Below are 16,033 nucleotides of genomic sequence, written 5' to 3'. Positions count from 1 at the left end.
GGCGACTGGCGTATGCCGCCACGATGATGGGGTCCCGTTCCTGGCTCGCTCTCCCGGGCCGCGGTTGTGGACCCCGCTTGGACAGGGGCCCGCTGCGCCCAGGGCCTTGGACAGAGGGCCCGTTGCGGCCAGGGCCTTAGACAGAGGGCCCGCTGCGGTCGGGATTGCTGACGCCATCGTCATCGTCATCTTCGCGCTTTGCCTTTTCTTCCTCGCCGCCGTCGTCTTCCGGTTCCTCTTCAGGTTCTTCCTTCGGTGCATTGGGGTCGGGGGTGTCCTCGTCGAGCCAGGTGCCACAGATCAGGCAGTACTTGGCACGTTGCTCGTGGCGGTCGTGGCCGCAGCCCGGGCAGGCTTCGTCGGAGTAGCGATCGGCACGAATCGAGCGGATCACCTCGGCGGAGAAGACCCCGGTGGGGACCGCGATGATCGAGTAGCCGATCAACATGACCACCACGCTGATGGCCTGGCCAAGCGGCGTCACCGGTGAGATATCGCCGTAGCCCACCGTGGTCAGGGTCACCACCGCCCAGTAGATGGCTACGGGAATGCTGGTGAAACCGGCCTCCCTCGGCTCGATCAGATACATCATCGAGGCGAAGATGGTCACCAGCATGAACACCGTGAACAGGAACAGGAAGATCTGGTGGCCGCTGCGCTTCAGCGCGTCGATCAACAGGCGTCCCTCGCCGACGAATTCCATCAGTCTCAGTATCCGGAAGATGCGCAGGCTGCGCAGCAGGCGGATGACAATCAGCGACTGGGCCCCGGGGATCAGCAGCGCCAGCCAGCTCGGCAGGATGGCGATCAGGTCGACGGTGCCGTAGAAGCTCTTCAGATAATTGAGCGGCCGCTCGAGGCAGTAGAGCCTGAGGACCAGCTCGATGGTAAAGAGGATGGTGAAGGTCCATTCGATGGCCCGGAACAGCTCGCCATACTGCATGCGCAGGCTATCGACGCTCTCCAGCACCACCACCAGCACGCTGGCCAGGATGGCGGTGATCAAGGCGATGTCGAAGCCCTTGGCCAGCCGGGTATCCGACTCGAAGATGATCTGAAAGATGCGCGTCTTGAGGCCTTCGGCGGCCGGCTTGTAGCCGTTGATCACGGGCGTGTCCTTGTGGTCTCGGGGCATTCTCCTGCAGGGATTGGGCTATCGCCTACAGGAAATGGGGCCATCGTCGGCGTTGCTCGCTATTGACGTTACTCCATCTCGACGTTGTCGGGTAGCCGGCGACCGAGTCTCAACAGGCCGGCGCCGACCTCGGCACTGAGCCAGTCGGGACGGTGCTCTGCGTCCTCGAGGGAGCCTTGCAGGTGCTTCACTTCCTCACCGACACCGGGCGCCGACGAGCACTGTGCAAGCCGCTTTAGCGTCTCCCGGGCGGTGACCATCCAGCCGCTGTCCTGGGTGTCGGCGTAGGCGTCGAGGGCGACCACCAGGCGATGCAGCAGGGTCGAGGGGCTGTCGCCGGACGGCAGCCGCCAGCCCTCCGCCAGTGCCGTCCCGCGAGCCGCCTTGCTGGTGTCCGATGGGCGCAGCGGCACGCTCTCGGCGAAGCCGTCGGCCAGTTCCAGCAAGCGCTCGGCGTCTCCCCGCTTGAGCTCGAGCTCGACCTCGCGAATGGTAACGCTTAGCTCCCCCACGCGAATCTCACCCTCGTCGAGGGCGATTTCGACCTCGCCACCATCGCTTTGCAAAAGCCACACCTCCCGCTGAAAGTCGGTGGTAAAGCAGGGGGCGAGGCGGGTCAGCAGGGTCTCGTCCAATGCCTGGATCGGCTCGAGCCCCTTGAGACCTTCCAGGTCGAGGGTGTCGCCGGCCACCTTCCATTCCCATTCTCCCCGGGTGGACAGGCCACCACCGCCCTGGCCGCTGGTCTTCAGGGTCTGGCGCCACTCGTCGCCGATACGCCGCAGACGCAGGGCGACGCGGGCCTCTTTGAGATCTCCCTCAGGGGTGTCGTAGTAGGTATTGACCAGCGTCTGACGGCGGGAAGCCTCTCCGGCGAGGCGGGGGTGGCGTCGTAGCGCATCCGGGCCATCCGGCCCCAGGGCGAGTTTGAGTTCGACTTCATGGCTCATGCGGAGCGTCCTGGCAGGGATAATGGAGGGTGAATCACATCAATGTGACGTTAGTGAGGCAGTATTTTTTCCATGACGTGACAGTTTGGGGTCACTATACTGTCGCCGCCATTTCTCCAGTGTCCGTGACTCCCTATGGTGACATCAAATCCGTTTTCGGCGATGTTTGGCCGCTCCCCCTTTCAACCGCTGCTGGCCCATATCGAAAAGGCGCACGACTGCTCTGCCGAGCTGCTGCCCTTCTTCGAGGCGACCCTTAGGGGCGACTGGGATGCGGCGGCCTCGCATCGTGAAGTGATTACCCGGCTCGAACACGAGGCGGACTCGCTGAAGACCGAGCTGAGGCTGAACCTGCCCAACACCCTGTTCCTGCCGGTTTCCCGTTCGGACCTGCTGGACCTGGTCAGCGTTCAGGACAAGATCGCCAACAAGACCCGAGACATCACCGGCATCATGCTCGGCCGCCAGATGCAGGTACCCGACGCCCTGGCGACCCCGATGCGCGAGTACATCGCCACCGCCGTCGACTGTGTCGCCCAGGCGCGTCAGGCCCTCGAAGAACTCAAGGACCTGCTCGAATCCGGCTTCGGACGCAATGTCACCGAGCTGATGCAGAAATTGATCCGTGGGCTGCATGATCTGGAGCAGCGTGCCGACGAGCAGCAGATCGCCATTCGTCGCCAGCTGTTCGCCCTCGAGAAGGACCTGCCGCCGGTAGACGTGATGTTCCTCTATCAGATCATCGAATGGATCGGAGAAGTGTCGGACCGCGCCGAGCGGGTCGGCAGCCGACTCCAGATCATGACGGCGAACTGAAGACCGTCTTTCCATCCGACCGCCCGCGGGCGGTCTGACGTCATTCAGACTTTCCTCAGTCAGCAATCAAGGGATCTTCTCCCATGTCGATCATTGCCCAGCACGGTGACATCTTCATCCTACTGGCCTGCGCGTTCGGTTTCTTCATGGCCTGGGGCGTCGGTGCCAATGACGTGGCCAACGCCATGGGTACCTCCGTAGGTTCACGGGCGGTCACCATCAAGCAGGCGATCATCATCGCCGTCATCTTTGAATTTCTCGGTGCCTGGCTGGCCGGTGGCCAGGTCACCGAAACCATCCGCAAGGGCATCATCAATCCGGCCCTTCTGGAAAACGACCCCCAGTTCCTGGTCTACGGCATGCTGGCCTCGCTGCTGGCCGCCGGCACCTGGCTGCTGATCGCTTCGATGAAGGGCTGGCCGGTGTCCACCACCCATTCCATCGTCGGTGCCATCGTCGGTTTTGCCCTGGCCGGGCTCGGCATCGAGGCGGTGGGCTGGGGCAAGGTGGGCCAGATCGCCGCCAGCTGGATCGTCTCGCCGCTGCTCGCGGGCTCCATCGGTTTCATGCTGTTCAAGTCGGTGCAGCGTCTGGTGTTCGAAGCCGACGACCCGTTCGCCGCTGCCAAGCGCTATGTGCCGATGTACGTGTTCCTGGTGGGTTTCATCGTCGCCATGGTGACCCTGACCAAGGGCCTCAAGCACGTGGGCCTGCACCTTGCTCCCTTCGAGAGTCTGTTGATCGCGGTGCTCTTTGGCCTGGCGCTGATGGGCCTGGGTATCTGGCGCGAGCGCAGCATCGGCCGTAGCCAGCGCAAGACCGACTCCTTCGGTTTCGAGGGTGTCGAGCGGGTGTTCGGCGTGCTGATGATCTTCACCGCCTGTGCCATGGCCTTCGCCCACGGTTCCAACGACGTGGCCAATGCCGTCGGCCCTCTGGCCGCGGTCATCAGCGTGGTGCATGAGCATGGCAGCATCGAAGGCGCCTCGGCGGTGCCCTGGTGGGTGCTGGTGCTGGGCGGTGGTGGCATCGTGGTCGGCCTGGTGACCTATGGTCACAAGGTCATCGCCACCGTCGGCACCGGCATCACCGAGCTGACCCCGAGCCGTGGCTTCGCCGCCACCCTGGCCGCCGCCACCACCGTGGTGCTGGCCTCGGGAACCGGCCTGCCGATCTCGACCACCCACACCCTGGTGGGTGCGGTGCTGGGCGTGGGTCTGGCCCGCGGTCTTGCCGCCCTCAACTTGCGGGTCATCGGTACCATCGTGATGTCCTGGCTGATCACCCTGCCGGCAGGGGCGGGCCTTGCGATCATGTTCTTCTTTATGTTCAAGGGGATCTTCAACTAGGCAAGGGTTCTTCAACTAGGCAGCGGGGTGCTTCCCCCTATGCGGGAACGAGGAGATCGCCTGGCGATCATGTCGCTCACTCCTCCCCCCCCACGACGGCGCCTTCGGGCGCCGTTGTCGTGTCTGGCGTCCGCAGCTGCGCAGGTGGCAACAGGGCGTAACGGGCGGGGCGGGTGTGGGTCGATAGCAGGCTCTGATATAGTGAGAACTCCTTTCTCCTTGTCCGCCGCAGCAGGTCCGGTCCTTGAACACGTCCTTTTCCTTCGTCGACTGGTTTCGCCATTCCTCGCCCTATATCAATGCCCACCGTGGCCGCACCTTCGTCGTGCTGGTCGAAGGGGAGGCGATGGCGGCGGGGCGAGGGGAGTCGCTGATCCAGGACCTGGCGCTCTTGCACACCCTGGGGGTCAAGCTGGTGGTGGCCTTCGGCATTCGCCATCAGGTACACAGCGTGCTCGAGGCCGAGGGTATCTCGCCGGTGCGCCATCAGGGGCGCTGGGTCGCCGACGAAACCATCATGGCCAGGGTCGAGCGGGTCGCCGCCGAGCAGCGCCTGTGGCTCGAGGCGCGGCTGTCACTGGGGCTGCCCAACACGCCGCTGCACGGTATCGAGTTGACCACGGTGTCCGGCAATCTGGTCATGGCCAAGCCCCTGGGGGTGCGTGACGGCGTCGACTTCCAGCGTTCCGGCGAGGTACGCCGGGTCCGTTCGGGGGCGGTCAGAGCCCTGCTCGAGCAGCACTCGCTGGTGCTGCTGCCGCCGCTCGGGTTTTCCAGCACGGGCGAGGTCTTCGACCTGGACGCCGCAGAGGTCGCCCAGCAAGTGGCAGTGGCGCTGAAGGCCGACAAGTTGATCCTGCTGGGGGAATCCGACGGTCTGCGCGATGACAGCGGGCGGTTGTTGCGACAGCTGTCTCCGGCGGAGGCGCGGCCGCTGCTGGACGACGCCTCTCTCGGTGAGGAGCGCGCACGCCACCTGGGGGCCGCCTGCGAGGCGGCGTCCCATGGCGTCGCACGCACCCATCTGTTGTCCTGGCGCGACGCCGACGCTCTGCTGGGTGAACTCTTCACCCGTGACGGCGTCGGCACCATGATCACCCAGCATCGCTACGAACAGCTTCGAGCGGCGGGCGTGGAGGATATCGGCGGGCTGCTGGAACTGCTGGATCCGCTGGAGAAGCGCGGCATGCTGGTCCCGAGATCCCGCGAACGGCTCGAGCACGAGATCGACGACTACCTGGTGATCGAGCGTGATGGCATGGTCATCGGTTGCGCCGCCCTGCACCGTTTCGACGACGCCAACGTCGGTGAGCTGGCCTGCGTGGCGGTGCACCCGGACTATCGTAGCGGGGCCCGTGGTGAGCGCCTGCTGGCAGAGATCGAGCGTCAGGCTCGGCGCCAGGGCATCGATCGTCTGTTTGCCCTGACCACTCACACCGCCCACTGGTTTCTTGAGCACGGCTTTGTCCCCTCGGCGCTCGATGAACTGCCACCGCTGCGACGCGACGCCTACAATCATGCGCGGAAGTCGAAGGTAATGAGCAAGGCCTTGTAGGGCGTACCAGGGAAGGTGCTCGTCGACGTTTCGGTCAACCATTACGGCGTCTCCATTTGGAGACGCCGTAATGGTTTGTTAAGTAAGGGTATTTTGATTTCAGCTCGTTTTGCGTCTGGATTTGGCGACGTTTGTTCAAGGTTCAGACCTCGAAAGTCGGCCATGACGCTCAAGATGGCTGTGGTTGGCAATTTTTGATAATTTTAAGTTATTGATAATAAATAGGTTGCTTTGTTTTTGGCACGGTGATCGCAATAGTCTTGGCGAGCAGGGAAGGTGGCGATCAAGTGTCGTTGTCCTTCCGGGATCGGCGGAGAAATCACTGCCCTGTGCGACTCCGACGAACCCAGCGCCTGCTCCGCGTGATGTGCGACACAAGGTTGCGATGAGACGGCACCGGCCGATCAGGCATGGAGAGGTGTCGTGAAGAGCAAGGATGCTCTGGCAAGGAAGCCGACCCCTTCGGGGGAGTCTTTCGCTCCGCCGCCCAGGCGACGGAGCCAGAACGAGGCAGGATGGGAGACCATCCAAGAGGTGAGATCAGGTTCCTGGTAACGACGATCCCACCTTGGCTTCGGGCCCTTTGGGCCACCCGAAAACCGTTCAATGGGCGGACCAGGCCATCGATTGATCTGTTTTCGACCCTTCAGTTCCCTGCGTATTCGGGCCGGCCTAGCCGGCCCCTTTTTTTTCATACGGTTTTTTGCGAAGTCGGCTGAGCGTTTGACGCGGGGGTAATGGGCCAACTCTGGTATTCTTCTGGATGGATTGATGGACGCTTCATTCACCTTCCTTCACAGAACTCTGGTCATGACCTCTGCTGCCACGCGCCGTTGGCGCCCCCGCTCGTTGTTGCAACTGGTGCTGCTGGCCTTCGTGGTGGTCATGCTGCCGCTTGGTGTGCTGATGTACCAGGCTGGTCAGGCGCTGTCGGAGCTGTCGCGGTTGGCCGAGGTCAGCGCTCGTCAGGCGGTGTCCGAGACACGTCGAGCACGCACGCTGGGGTCGCTGGCGGTGGAAATGGAGCGTGGTGCGCGCCAGTACGCGGTGATCCAGGAAGAAAGCCTGCTCGACATCTATGCCGATCGTCTGGCCGAGTTCCGTGAATTGCTGGCGCGCCAGCGCCTGCTGCTGCCCGATGACCCCGACATCCAGGCGCTGGAACGCCTGCTCGACGAACTCGCGACCCTGCCGCAACAGCCGCCGGAGGCCTACGCGGCTTCGCTCGACGACTTTGTAGCCTTTTCCCGACACGTCGAGGGTATGCGCCAGGCCACCAACAGGCGCATCGATCTGCGCCTGGACGCCATCCGTGAACGGGCGCGACAAGTGCAGCAACGCCTGTGGTGGCAGACCGGGGCGCTGGTCTCGGCGAGTCTGATGCTGATGCTGTTGTTCACCCGCTTGATCATACGCCCGGTGCGTCAGCTCGAGCGGCGCATCCTCGGCATCGGCAGTGGCTATCAGGACAGCCAGCAGCGCCACGTTCAGGGTCCTGCAGAGCTGGTGGCGCTGGGCGAGCGGCTCGACTGGTTGACCCATCGCCTGGAAGAGCTCGAAGCCCAGAAACAGCAGTTCCTGCGCCATATGTCCCATGAACTGAAGACACCGCTGGCCAGCGTTCGTGAGGGATCGGCGCTGTTGTCCGATGGCGTGGCCGGTGAGTTGAGCCCGCGTCAGCGTGAAGTGCTGGACCTGATCGACGCCAGCGGCGCCGAACTGCAGCGCCTGATCGAGCAACTGCTCGACTATAATCTGTTGCAGCACCACCGCAGTGCGGCCATCGAGCGCCTCGACATGGCCACGGTGGCACGCGAGGTGCTGGCCAAGCATCGATTGAGCCTGCAGTCCAAGGAAATGTCGGTCGAAGTGTTCTCGGGCCCGCTGCAGTGGCGTGCCGATCATCAGGCCACCGCCCGATTGCTCGATAATCTGGTGTCCAACGCCGTGGCCTACGGTGAGGATGGTGGCAAGCTGCTGATTCGCGCCCGTGCCCGCCACGACAGGCTCGAGCTCGAGGTAGCCAACACCGGTGAGCCGATCGCCGAGCAGGATCGCGACCACCTTTTCGAGGCCTTCTACCAGGGACGAGCACGACGCAAGGGTGCGCTCAAGGGCTCCGGCATCGGACTCTCCGTGGCGGCCGACTGCGCTCGTCTGCAGCACGGCCGGCTCGAGCTGATCGATGATCCCGAGTGGCCGGTGTGCTTTCGACTGACGCTGCCGGCAGCACCACCGGAAGATGGCCGACATTACGGCCTACATAACGATACAAGGCCCGCACTGACGGGTCAGGACGCAAGGAATCTGACGCTATGAACTCTAGGGGTGTGACCCTGACACCTCGACGCTCGCTTACCCGAGTCGTCGGCCCTGCCGCTGTTGTCAGTCTGATGCTGGTGATCAGCGGCTGTGAAATGCTGCCTATCGAGTCAGTCGGTGACGAAACACCGGCGGTCGAAGCGCTTGATCTGACCACCTGCCATGCAGAGGTGCCGACCTTTGCCGAGTCTTCTTGCATGTTGACCGACTGGATCGCCTTCGGTCTGGCCTCCCAGCGTGGCGATCGCCAGTGGCGTGACGCCATGCTGGCGCGGCTGGAAGGTCATGCGCCCGAGCAACGCCTGGGGCGCGCCGTGGCCTTGAGCTGGGGCAGCGAAGCCCAGTGGGACCAGGCCTCGGAGCTGTACAAGGCGGACCTGAGCCTGGCGCCCGTTGAACTGCAGCCCCTGCTGCGCTACTGGCTCAACGAACTCGAAGGGCGGCGCGCCCTGGATGACCGCGCCGGTCGCCATCATGGCGAGGTGGCTCGGCTACGCCAGGAAAACAAGGAACTGGCAGACAAGCTCGATGCGATGACCGCCATCGAGCAGAACATCAATCTGCGACAGCAGGCGGAGTAAGCGCTGTCAGGACGCTGGCGGGCTAACGCAGAGAATGCCATGCCTGCCATCGAGCAGAACATCAATCTGCGACAGCAGGCGGAATGAGAGCAGAGCACCAACCAGCGACAGCGGATGGAGTGAAATTGTGGAGACGGTGATATGAAGCAAGTCGCAGCGACCGCGAACGCCAGGACATCGGCCCATGTACTGCTGGTAGACGATGATGTCAGCCTGCTGAAGCTTCTGGGCATGCGCCTGGAAAGCCGCGGCTACCGGGTGACCACCGCCGAGAGCGGTCGCGAGGCGCTCAAACGGCTGGAAGAAGGGCGGCCGGATCTGGTGCTGTCTGACCTGCGCATGGATGAAATGGACGGCATGGCGCTGTTCCAGGATATTCAGCGGCGCATGCCCGGCCTGCCGGTGATCATCCTGACCGCCCATGGCTCGATTCCGGATGCGGTCAGCGCCACTCGCCAGGGCGTGTTCAGCTTTCTGACAAAACCGGTGGACCGCGAAGAGCTGTTCGGGGCCATCGATGATGCTCTGTCCAATACCGCCAGCAGCGGCGAAGGCGACGACAGCTGGCGCGACGAGATCATCACCCGCAGCCCTGAAATGGAGCGCATTCTCGAGCAGGCGCGGATGGTGGCGGGGTCCGATGTCAGCGTGCTGGTCACTGGACCATCGGGCTCCGGCAAGGAGCTGCTGGCCAATGCCATCCACAAGGCCAGCGCCCGCGCCGACAAGCCCTTTATCGCGATCAACTGCGGCGCGCTGCCGGAGCAGTTGCTGGAAAGCGAGCTGTTTGGCCACGCCAAGGGCGCCTTCACCGGGGCCATCAGCGAACACGGCGGGCTGTTCCAGGCGGCCGACGGTGGCACCCTGTTCCTGGACGAGATCGGCGACATGCCACTGGCGATCCAGGTCAAGCTGCTGCGGGTACTACAGGAGCGACAGGTGCGCCCGGTGGGCTCCACCACGTCGGTGCCGGTGGACGTGCGGGTGCTGTCGGCGACCCATCGCGATCTGGATCAGGCCATGCATGAAGGCGAGTTCCGTGAGGATCTCTACTATCGCCTCAACGTGGTCAATCTCAAGCTGCCGGCGCTCAAGGATCGCGCCGAGGATGTGCCGCTGCTGGTCAAGCATCTGGTGGCCCAGGCGGCGTCGCGCCACAAGCCCTTCGTCAAGGGGTTCTCGCCGGAGGCGCTCAATCTGCTGGCAACCTGTGCCTGGCCCGGCAATGTGCGTCAACTGGTCAACGTGGTCGAGCAGTGCGTGGCACTGTCCAGTGCGCCGATGATCCCGGAAGCCCTGGTGGCCCAGGCGCTGGCGGCGGAAGACAACGCCATGCCGACCTTCAACGACGCTCGCGCAGGATTCGAGCGTAGCTACCTGGTCAAGGTGCTGAAGATCACCGAGGGCAACGTGACCCAGGCGGCGCGCATCGCCGGACGTAACCGCACCGACTTCTACAAGCTATTGTCCCGCCACGAGCTGGAACCCGCCTCGTTCAAGCCGGGGGTGGCAGGCCCTTCTCGCTAGCCCGATGGGCAGGCTCGGTGCGATGGGCCGAGCCCCCGAAGATCCCCGCTCCGGCCCCGTCCGGCTGCTTCAGCCGGCGGCGGTTCGCCGCCAAGGTGCCGCCGGCAAGATACCGACAACCTAGGCCTCGTCGGATCGGTTGTCCGGGGCCCGCTCGGCTGCCGGCCATGTCTCGATCACCTCGACGTCCAGCTCGCCATCGGCGAGGCGAGCGTGCAGTCGCTCGCCGGGCGCGGTCTGATCGGCGCGGCGCACCGCCTGGCCGTCGCTGGCGGTGAGGATGGCGTAGCCACGGCCCAGTACGGCCAGCGGGCTGACCGCCTGTAGCTCCCGGGCGGCGGCCGCCAGGCGCTCGCGTTGATGGACCAGCGATAGCCGCTGGGCGCCGTCGAGACGGCGCTTCAGGCTTTCCAATTGACGTCGGTGCTCGTTCAGGGTGAGTCCGGGCGAGCGCAGCGACAGACGGTGAGCCAGGTCTGTCTGGCGTCGACGTTCGGCAACCAGCCGGCCGCTGATGGCGCGCCCTAGGCGTTCCTTCAGCTGGCCAAGACCCTCACGCTGGCGTGCGATCGCCTCGCCAGGATGGCGCAGGCGAGAGCGCAGGTGGTCGAGCCGCTGGCCTTCCCGCTGCAACAGACGTGCATGTGCACCCTTTAGACGATTGTCTGCCTGGGTTAGCCGGGCCGTCAGTTCCTGGCGCGAGGGCACCAGGCGCTCGGCGGCGGCGGAGGGTGTCGGTGCGCTGGCGTCGGCGGCCAGATCCGACAGGCTCTGGTCGGTCTCGTGGCCCACCGCAGACATTACCGGCAGGCGCGAGTGGTGGATCGCTTGGGCCAGATGTTCATCGTTGAAGGCCCACAGATCCTCGAGGCTGCCGCCGCCACGGGTGATCAGCACCACGTCCTGGGTCGGGTCCAGCGTCGTCTGACGATTGAGCAGGCCCAGTGCGGCGATGATCGAGGGGGCCGCCTCGGCCCCCTGGACCGGTACCGGTATCAGGGTCACCGTGACCAGCGGCCAGCGTGCCCGGAGCACCGCCAGCACGTCACGCAGGGCGGCGCCGCTGGCGGAGGTCAGCACCAGCAGGTGACGTGGGGGAAAGGCCAGCGAGCGAGCGTTGGTGAAGACCCCCTGTTCGTCCAGGCGTTGCTTGAGCGCTGCCAGGGCGGCGAGCAGGGCGCCGGCTCCGGCGGCCTGCACCGCCTCGACGATCAACTGGTAGTCGCCTCTTGGCTCGAATAGCGAGACGCGGGCGCGCACCCGGACCAGGTCACCGTCGCGCATAGGCGTCGACACAAAACGTCCACGCGTGCGAAACAGCACCGCCTTCACCTGGGCGCGTTCGTCCTTGAGGGTGAAGTAGACGTGCCCCGAGGCCGGGCGCGAGACGCCCGACAGCTCGCCCTCGATCCACTGTTCGCCCAGATCGGCTTCCAGCGCAGAGCGCGCACGTCGGTTGAGGTCGCTGACCGAGAGTACGTCCTGGGCGCTGTCCGACGTCGCTGTCATGGCGTCTTCCTGAAATTGTCGTAGAAGATGATCGACGAGAATCAGCGGCTGACGAGGCAGCGCTGGCATGCGACAGGGTACCAGAGCTCAGGTCGCCGCTTCAGCAAAGTCGAACTACGCTTAACCAGACAGGCGGGCAGCCGGTCTGCCTTGTACCAAGCGCCGCGACGCGACGGAGGAGGGCACATGTCGGGTCTTCGAGCGCCCGATATCGGGCCAATCGTAGGGCACACCACGGCACAAAGTTGTCGGTTGTGGGTACGCGGTATCGCTCCCAGCGACGATGGCATCGCCCTGTCTGCATCGCTGCGTACCGTGGGTCTGGTGGCGGTGGTCGAGGACAATGGCTCGCCCCGCCTGATCGACGGTGATCCGTCCCGCCCCCACGCCTTCTATTTTCGTCTGCACCGGGAGTTTGATCGTACCGGGACCTTCGAACTGGGGGCCGAAGAGGGGCTGGGAGCGATCGATGGCGTGGCGCCGCTGGGCCAGCCCGGCGGTGTGGTACCGCTGGCGCCCGACACCCGCTACAAGGTGCGTGTCGCCACCTTGACCCTGGACGACACGACACCCGATGTGGAAAGCCTGAGCGATGCCGAGATCGCCGCCAGGCTGCCCGATGTCGACGGTATGGCGGGCCTGCTTGCGAGCCTTGATGGCGAGCACTGCGAGGCCGAATTCACCACCTTCGCCGCCGCAGTGGAGCCACGACTGGCCTTTCTGCTGGGCTCCTGTCGCTATCCCGGGGTCCTGTGGAAGACCAAGGAAGCCGATCGCATCTTCGGCCCCATGGCGAGTCACCTCCGGCGCCGAGGCAGTCGGCCGGCGGCGCGATTCAGCCTGCTGGTAGGCGATCAAATCTACGCCGATCAGTACCATCGCTTCGTGCCGATCGGTCGCGCCGACACCTACGCCGAGTTTCAGCAGCGCTACAGTGAAGCCTTTGGCTCGCCGCGAATGCGGCGCTTCCTTAGCCAGGCACCGGTGTACATGATCCTCGATGACCACGAGATCGAGGACAACTGGCATCGTGACCGCCTCGCCGCCAAGCGCGAGCTGTTCAATGTCGCCATTGGCGCCTACATGAGCTACCAGTGGTCACACTGCCCGCGCAGCTTCGGGCGTCATCTGCACTATCACTTCGACTGCGGCGGCTATCCCTTCTTCGTCTGTGACACCCGTACCCATCGTACCTACGGTCGCGAGAACCGGGTGATGGACAACCATCTGCTGGGACGGCCCAGCATCGACCCCCAGCATCCTTCCCAGCTGGACGTGCTGCTCACGTGGCTGAGCGACCAGCAGGCCAAGTGCGGCGCGATGCCCAAGTTTGTCGTTACCTCGACGGTGTTCGCGCCCAGTCCGCTGGATGAAAGGCTCGATCCGGCCCTGGATGGCCATGACGCCCAGGCGCCGACGGATTTGGTGCGGACCAACCTCTCCCGGCGTGCCGAAAGCGATAGCTGGTCGGGGTTTCCGGCCACCCGCAAGGCGCTGGTCGAACATATCGTCGAGGCCGGCATCGACAACGTGATCTTCCTCAGCGGCGACGTGCACTGCGCCAATATCGCCGAGATGGTGGTAGAGGGGGACGGTGGCGAGCCGCGACGGCTGTATGACGTCACCTCCTCGGCGCTGTACTGGCCGTTCTTCTGGGCCGACGGTGACCCCAACGGCTTTGTTCACGACTCCCGTCTGCCCGGCCAGGTGGATGGCTTTCCGCTGTTTGATGGTGACGTGACGCTGCACTACCGGGCCTTTGGCTTCTATCAGCAGGAAAACTTCTGTCGCCTGGAGCTGGACCGCACTCACCACCGTCTGCGGGTCAAGGTGATCGATCGCTACGGCGATGAAGTCAGGGTGACGGACCCCGATGGCTCCGTGGTGCCCTACAACGATCTGGCGCTGCTGCCCTGGTAGCGAGCGATATGGCCGGTAGCGGCAATGTCGAAAGCGGGGCTGAAGGGCGCTGGGCTGGAGAGCGCTCGTCGGAAGAGTGCTCGTCGGAAGAGTGCTGACGGGCCGGTCGCCAAGGGGCGGGCGGCCCGGACGACAGGCGCAGGAGCAGGTCCTTTCCTGGAGAAATGGCGGTGAATACGACTAACCCCTTGCTGGCGGGATTGCTGTTCGAGGAAACCATGCGAGGCCATTTTTCGCTCGGAAGCCAGGCGCCCGAGCGTGGTGAACGGCTGGGGCATACAGAAGGCACCGAACTGGCCCTGCACGCCAAGGTCCAGATCGATGACATGGGCGCCTTCCTGGCCGAGGACCGCCACCACGGCAGGCTGGGTGGTGTCGTCGATTTTGCCCCGCTGGGCCTTGGGCTGGTGATTCTCGAGGGCGACTTTCAGTTGTTTTCCCAGGGCCCCGGGGCGGGGCGTCAGATGGTCTACGACGCGGTTCTGGAACTGGATGAGCGGCGATTGTTCCTGCACGGGGTGAAGCGGGTCAACGACGATCCGGGGCCTGATCTCTGGCGCGATACCACCACCCTCTATACCACTCTGCATGAGGGCGAGAGCGCCACGGCCGACATTCTCGGGGCGGGCATCCTGCACCTGGGCGTGGCCGAGTTGATGGCCATGCTCAAGACCATGACGCCGACGGGCCAAGGGGACCTGCGCACGGTGGCGGATTTCGGTCGCTTCTTCTTTGGTGAACTGTGGCACCTCTATGCGCCCTGGGTCATTCGCCGGGAGCCCGAGGCATGAACTACGACGCCATCGTGGTGGGGTCAGGGTTTGGTGGGGCCGTGGCGGCCTGCCGGCTCGCCGAGGCCGGGCTCAAGGTGCTGGTGCTTGAGCGCGGAAGACGCTGGGAGCGCGAGGACTTTCCCCGGGGGCCGGATGATGACTGGTGTTTCGATGTGGACGCCCCTCGGGAGCGTCATGGCTGGCTCGACCTGCGCTTCTTTTCGCGCATGGCGGTGGCACAGGGCGCTGGCGTGGGTGGTGGTTCGCTGGTCTACGCCAATGTCTCGGTGCCGGCTGAGCGCTTCGCCTTCGACAGTGGCTGGCCGGAGGCGATCGACTTCGATGAACTCGTCCCCTACCAGGACCGGGTAGGCCAGATGCTGGAGGTGGCCGAGGTCCCCGCGGGCCAGGTCAGCGAGCGCTATCGACTGGTCCAGGAGGCCGCCGTGCGCAGCGGTGACGGCGATCGCTTTCGCCCCTTGCCGCTGGCGGTGCGCTTCGACCCCGACTGGAACTATCGGCTAAGTGAGCCTCACCACCGTCGACACAGTCGGCAGGCCCTCAATGTCCACGGCAAGGAACAGGGGACCTGCATCCACTGCGGCTATTGCGATATCGGCTGCCCGGTGGGGGCCCGCAATACCCTTGACCTGAATTACCTGGCCCGGGCGGAGCAGCTGGGGGCACAGGTCCGTCCATTGAGCATGGTGCGATCGCTGGTGCCGGAATCCGGGGGCTATCGGGTGACCTTTCAGCATCTGGAAGGCGCGCCGACGATCCGTCACGAGCGCGCCGAGCGGGTGATCCTTGCCGCCGGCTCGCTGGGGTCCACCGAGCTTTTGCTGCGGGCCAGGGACCAGTACCGCACCCTGCCGGAACTGTCGCCGCTGCTCGGCCATCACTGGTGCGCCAATGGCGACTTCCTGACTCCCGCGATCTACCCGAACAGACGCATCGATGCCTGTCGCGGGCCGACCATCAGCGCCGCCATCGACTATCTCGACGGCAGCGACGGCGGTAAGCGCTACTTCGTTGAGGACGGCGGCTACCCTGACTTGATCGCCCACGCCTTGACGCAATTGCTGTCGCGCTCCGCCACCGCGAACATGTTACGGGGTGGCTGGCGTGCGGTGCTGGCCGAGGCGCTCAAGGAGAATGACCCCGATCGCTGCCTGATGCCCTGGTTCGGCCAGGGCATGGACACCGCCGACGGGGTGCTGAGGCTGACGCGGCGTTGGCTGGAGCGAGAGCCGTCGTTGAGCCTGGACTATCGGGTGGCCGCGTCGCGAGCCACGGTGCAGGCGCTGTGCGAACGCCACAAGCGCCTGAGCGCGGCCACCGGAGGCGTCGCCATCGAGCCACCGAGCTGGCGCCTGCTGGACTATTTGATCACCCCGCATCCGCTGGGCGGTTGTCCCATGGGAGAGAATCGCTGGGACGGGGTGGTCGACCATGCCGGGGAGGTGTTCGGCTATCCGCGACTGTACGTGCTCGACGGTGCCATCGTGCCGCGCGCGCTGGGGCTCAATCCCTCGCGCACCATCGCCGCCCTGGCCGAGCGCGCCATGGCGCGGATGCTGGCCTAGCAGACGGAAG

12 protein-coding genes are annotated in these 16,033 nt (G+C 64.8%); 9 read left to right on the top strand and 3 right to left on the bottom strand.

The annotated features are described in order from the left end of the window. Positions 1–136: 136 nt before the first annotated feature. Positions 137–1,105: an ion transporter gene (locus NKF27_RS16695; protein ID WP_253556497.1), complete on the bottom strand. Its 969-nt coding sequence runs from the start codon at positions 1,103–1,105 to the stop codon at positions 137–139. Positions 1,106–1,203: 98 nt separating this feature from the next. Continuing rightward, complete coding sequence (locus NKF27_RS16690; RefSeq protein ID WP_253553457.1) at positions 1,204–2,085, bottom strand: inorganic triphosphatase; 882 nt, start codon at positions 2,083–2,085, stop codon at positions 1,204–1,206. A gap of 135 nt (positions 2,086–2,220) precedes the next feature. Between NKF27_RS16690 and NKF27_RS16685 the strand changes: the two genes are divergently transcribed. From NKF27_RS16685 to glrR, 6 genes are all read left to right on the top strand, one after another. After that, entirely contained in the window at positions 2,221–2,901 is a 681-nt protein-coding gene (locus NKF27_RS16685) for a TIGR00153 family protein (RefSeq protein ID WP_045991100.1), read from the top strand. Positions 2,902–2,984: 83 nt separating this feature from the next. Beyond that, positions 2,985–4,250, top strand: a complete 1,266-nt coding sequence (locus NKF27_RS16680; protein WP_045991099.1) for an inorganic phosphate transporter — start codon at positions 2,985–2,987, stop codon at positions 4,248–4,250. 244 nt (positions 4,251–4,494) lie between these two features. After that, entirely contained in the window at positions 4,495–5,805 is a 1,311-nt protein-coding gene (gene argA / locus NKF27_RS16675; RefSeq protein WP_213228518.1) for an amino-acid N-acetyltransferase, read from the top strand. Between the two features lie 771 nt (positions 5,806–6,576). Further along, positions 6,577–8,124 (top strand): ATP-binding protein, encoded by a 1,548-nt coding sequence (locus NKF27_RS16670; RefSeq protein ID WP_253553454.1) that lies wholly within the window; start codon positions 6,577–6,579, stop codon positions 8,122–8,124. Next, the gene (locus NKF27_RS16665; RefSeq protein WP_231498601.1) at positions 8,121–8,708 is read left to right on the top strand and encodes a hypothetical protein; all 588 of its coding nucleotides are present in this window, start codon (positions 8,121–8,123) and stop codon (positions 8,706–8,708) included. Before NKF27_RS16670 ends, NKF27_RS16665 begins: the two co-directional genes overlap by 4 nt. A 141-nt stretch (positions 8,709–8,849) precedes the next feature. Further along, entirely contained in the window at positions 8,850–10,235 is a 1,386-nt protein-coding gene (glrR, locus tag NKF27_RS16660; RefSeq protein WP_253553451.1) for a two-component system response regulator GlrR, read from the top strand. A 120-nt stretch (positions 10,236–10,355) separates the two neighbouring features. On the opposite strand, the gene xseA is transcribed toward glrR, so the two are convergent. Beyond that, complete coding sequence (xseA, locus tag NKF27_RS16655) at positions 10,356–11,744, bottom strand: exodeoxyribonuclease VII large subunit (RefSeq protein WP_253553448.1); 1,389 nt, start codon at positions 11,742–11,744, stop codon at positions 10,356–10,358. A gap of 186 nt (positions 11,745–11,930) precedes the next feature. On the opposite strand from xseA, the gene NKF27_RS16650 reads away from it, so the two are divergent. The 3 genes from NKF27_RS16650 (at position 11,931) to NKF27_RS16640 (ending at position 16,023) form a co-directional block, all read left to right on the top strand. Further along, the gene (locus NKF27_RS16650) at positions 11,931–13,664 is read left to right on the top strand and encodes an alkaline phosphatase D family protein (protein ID WP_253553435.1); all 1,734 of its coding nucleotides are present in this window, start codon (positions 11,931–11,933) and stop codon (positions 13,662–13,664) included. Between the two features lie 170 nt (positions 13,665–13,834). Continuing rightward, the gene (locus tag NKF27_RS16645; protein WP_253553433.1) at positions 13,835–14,455 is read left to right on the top strand and encodes a hypothetical protein; all 621 of its coding nucleotides are present in this window, start codon (positions 13,835–13,837) and stop codon (positions 14,453–14,455) included. Then, complete coding sequence (locus NKF27_RS16640) at positions 14,452–16,023, top strand: GMC oxidoreductase (protein ID WP_253553430.1); 1,572 nt, start codon at positions 14,452–14,454, stop codon at positions 16,021–16,023. The genes NKF27_RS16645 and NKF27_RS16640 overlap by 4 nt, the downstream gene beginning before the upstream one ends. Positions 16,024–16,033 lie beyond the last annotated feature (10 nt).

Origin of the sequence: Halomonas sp. DN3 (assembly GCF_024137905.1) — a bacterium.
In the GTDB taxonomy this organism is placed as follows: Bacteria; Pseudomonadota; Gammaproteobacteria; order Pseudomonadales; family Halomonadaceae; genus Halomonas; species Halomonas litopenaei.
This window is presented reverse-complemented; position numbering and strand designations above follow the sequence as displayed.

Coding starts and splice junctions, on each gene's coding strand:
- NKF27_RS16640 (WP_253553430.1), top strand. CDS start 14,452: ATGAACTACGACGCCATCGTGGTGGGGTCAGGGTTTGGTGGGGCCGTG.
- NKF27_RS16670 (WP_253553454.1), top strand. CDS start 6,577: ATGGACGCTTCATTCACCTTCCTTCACAGAACTCTGGTCATGACCTCT.
- NKF27_RS16685 (WP_045991100.1), top strand. CDS start 2,221: ATGGTGACATCAAATCCGTTTTCGGCGATGTTTGGCCGCTCCCCCTTT.
- NKF27_RS16690 (WP_253553457.1), bottom strand. CDS start 2,085: ATGAGCCATGAAGTCGAACTCAAACTCGCCCTGGGGCCGGATGGCCCG.
- NKF27_RS16665 (WP_231498601.1), top strand. CDS start 8,121: ATGAACTCTAGGGGTGTGACCCTGACACCTCGACGCTCGCTTACCCGA.
- glrR (WP_253553451.1), top strand. CDS start 8,850: ATGAAGCAAGTCGCAGCGACCGCGAACGCCAGGACATCGGCCCATGTA.
- xseA (WP_253553448.1), bottom strand. CDS start 11,744: ATGACAGCGACGTCGGACAGCGCCCAGGACGTACTCTCGGTCAGCGAC.
- NKF27_RS16680 (WP_045991099.1), top strand. CDS start 2,985: ATGTCGATCATTGCCCAGCACGGTGACATCTTCATCCTACTGGCCTGC.
- NKF27_RS16650 (WP_253553435.1), top strand. CDS start 11,931: ATGTCGGGTCTTCGAGCGCCCGATATCGGGCCAATCGTAGGGCACACC.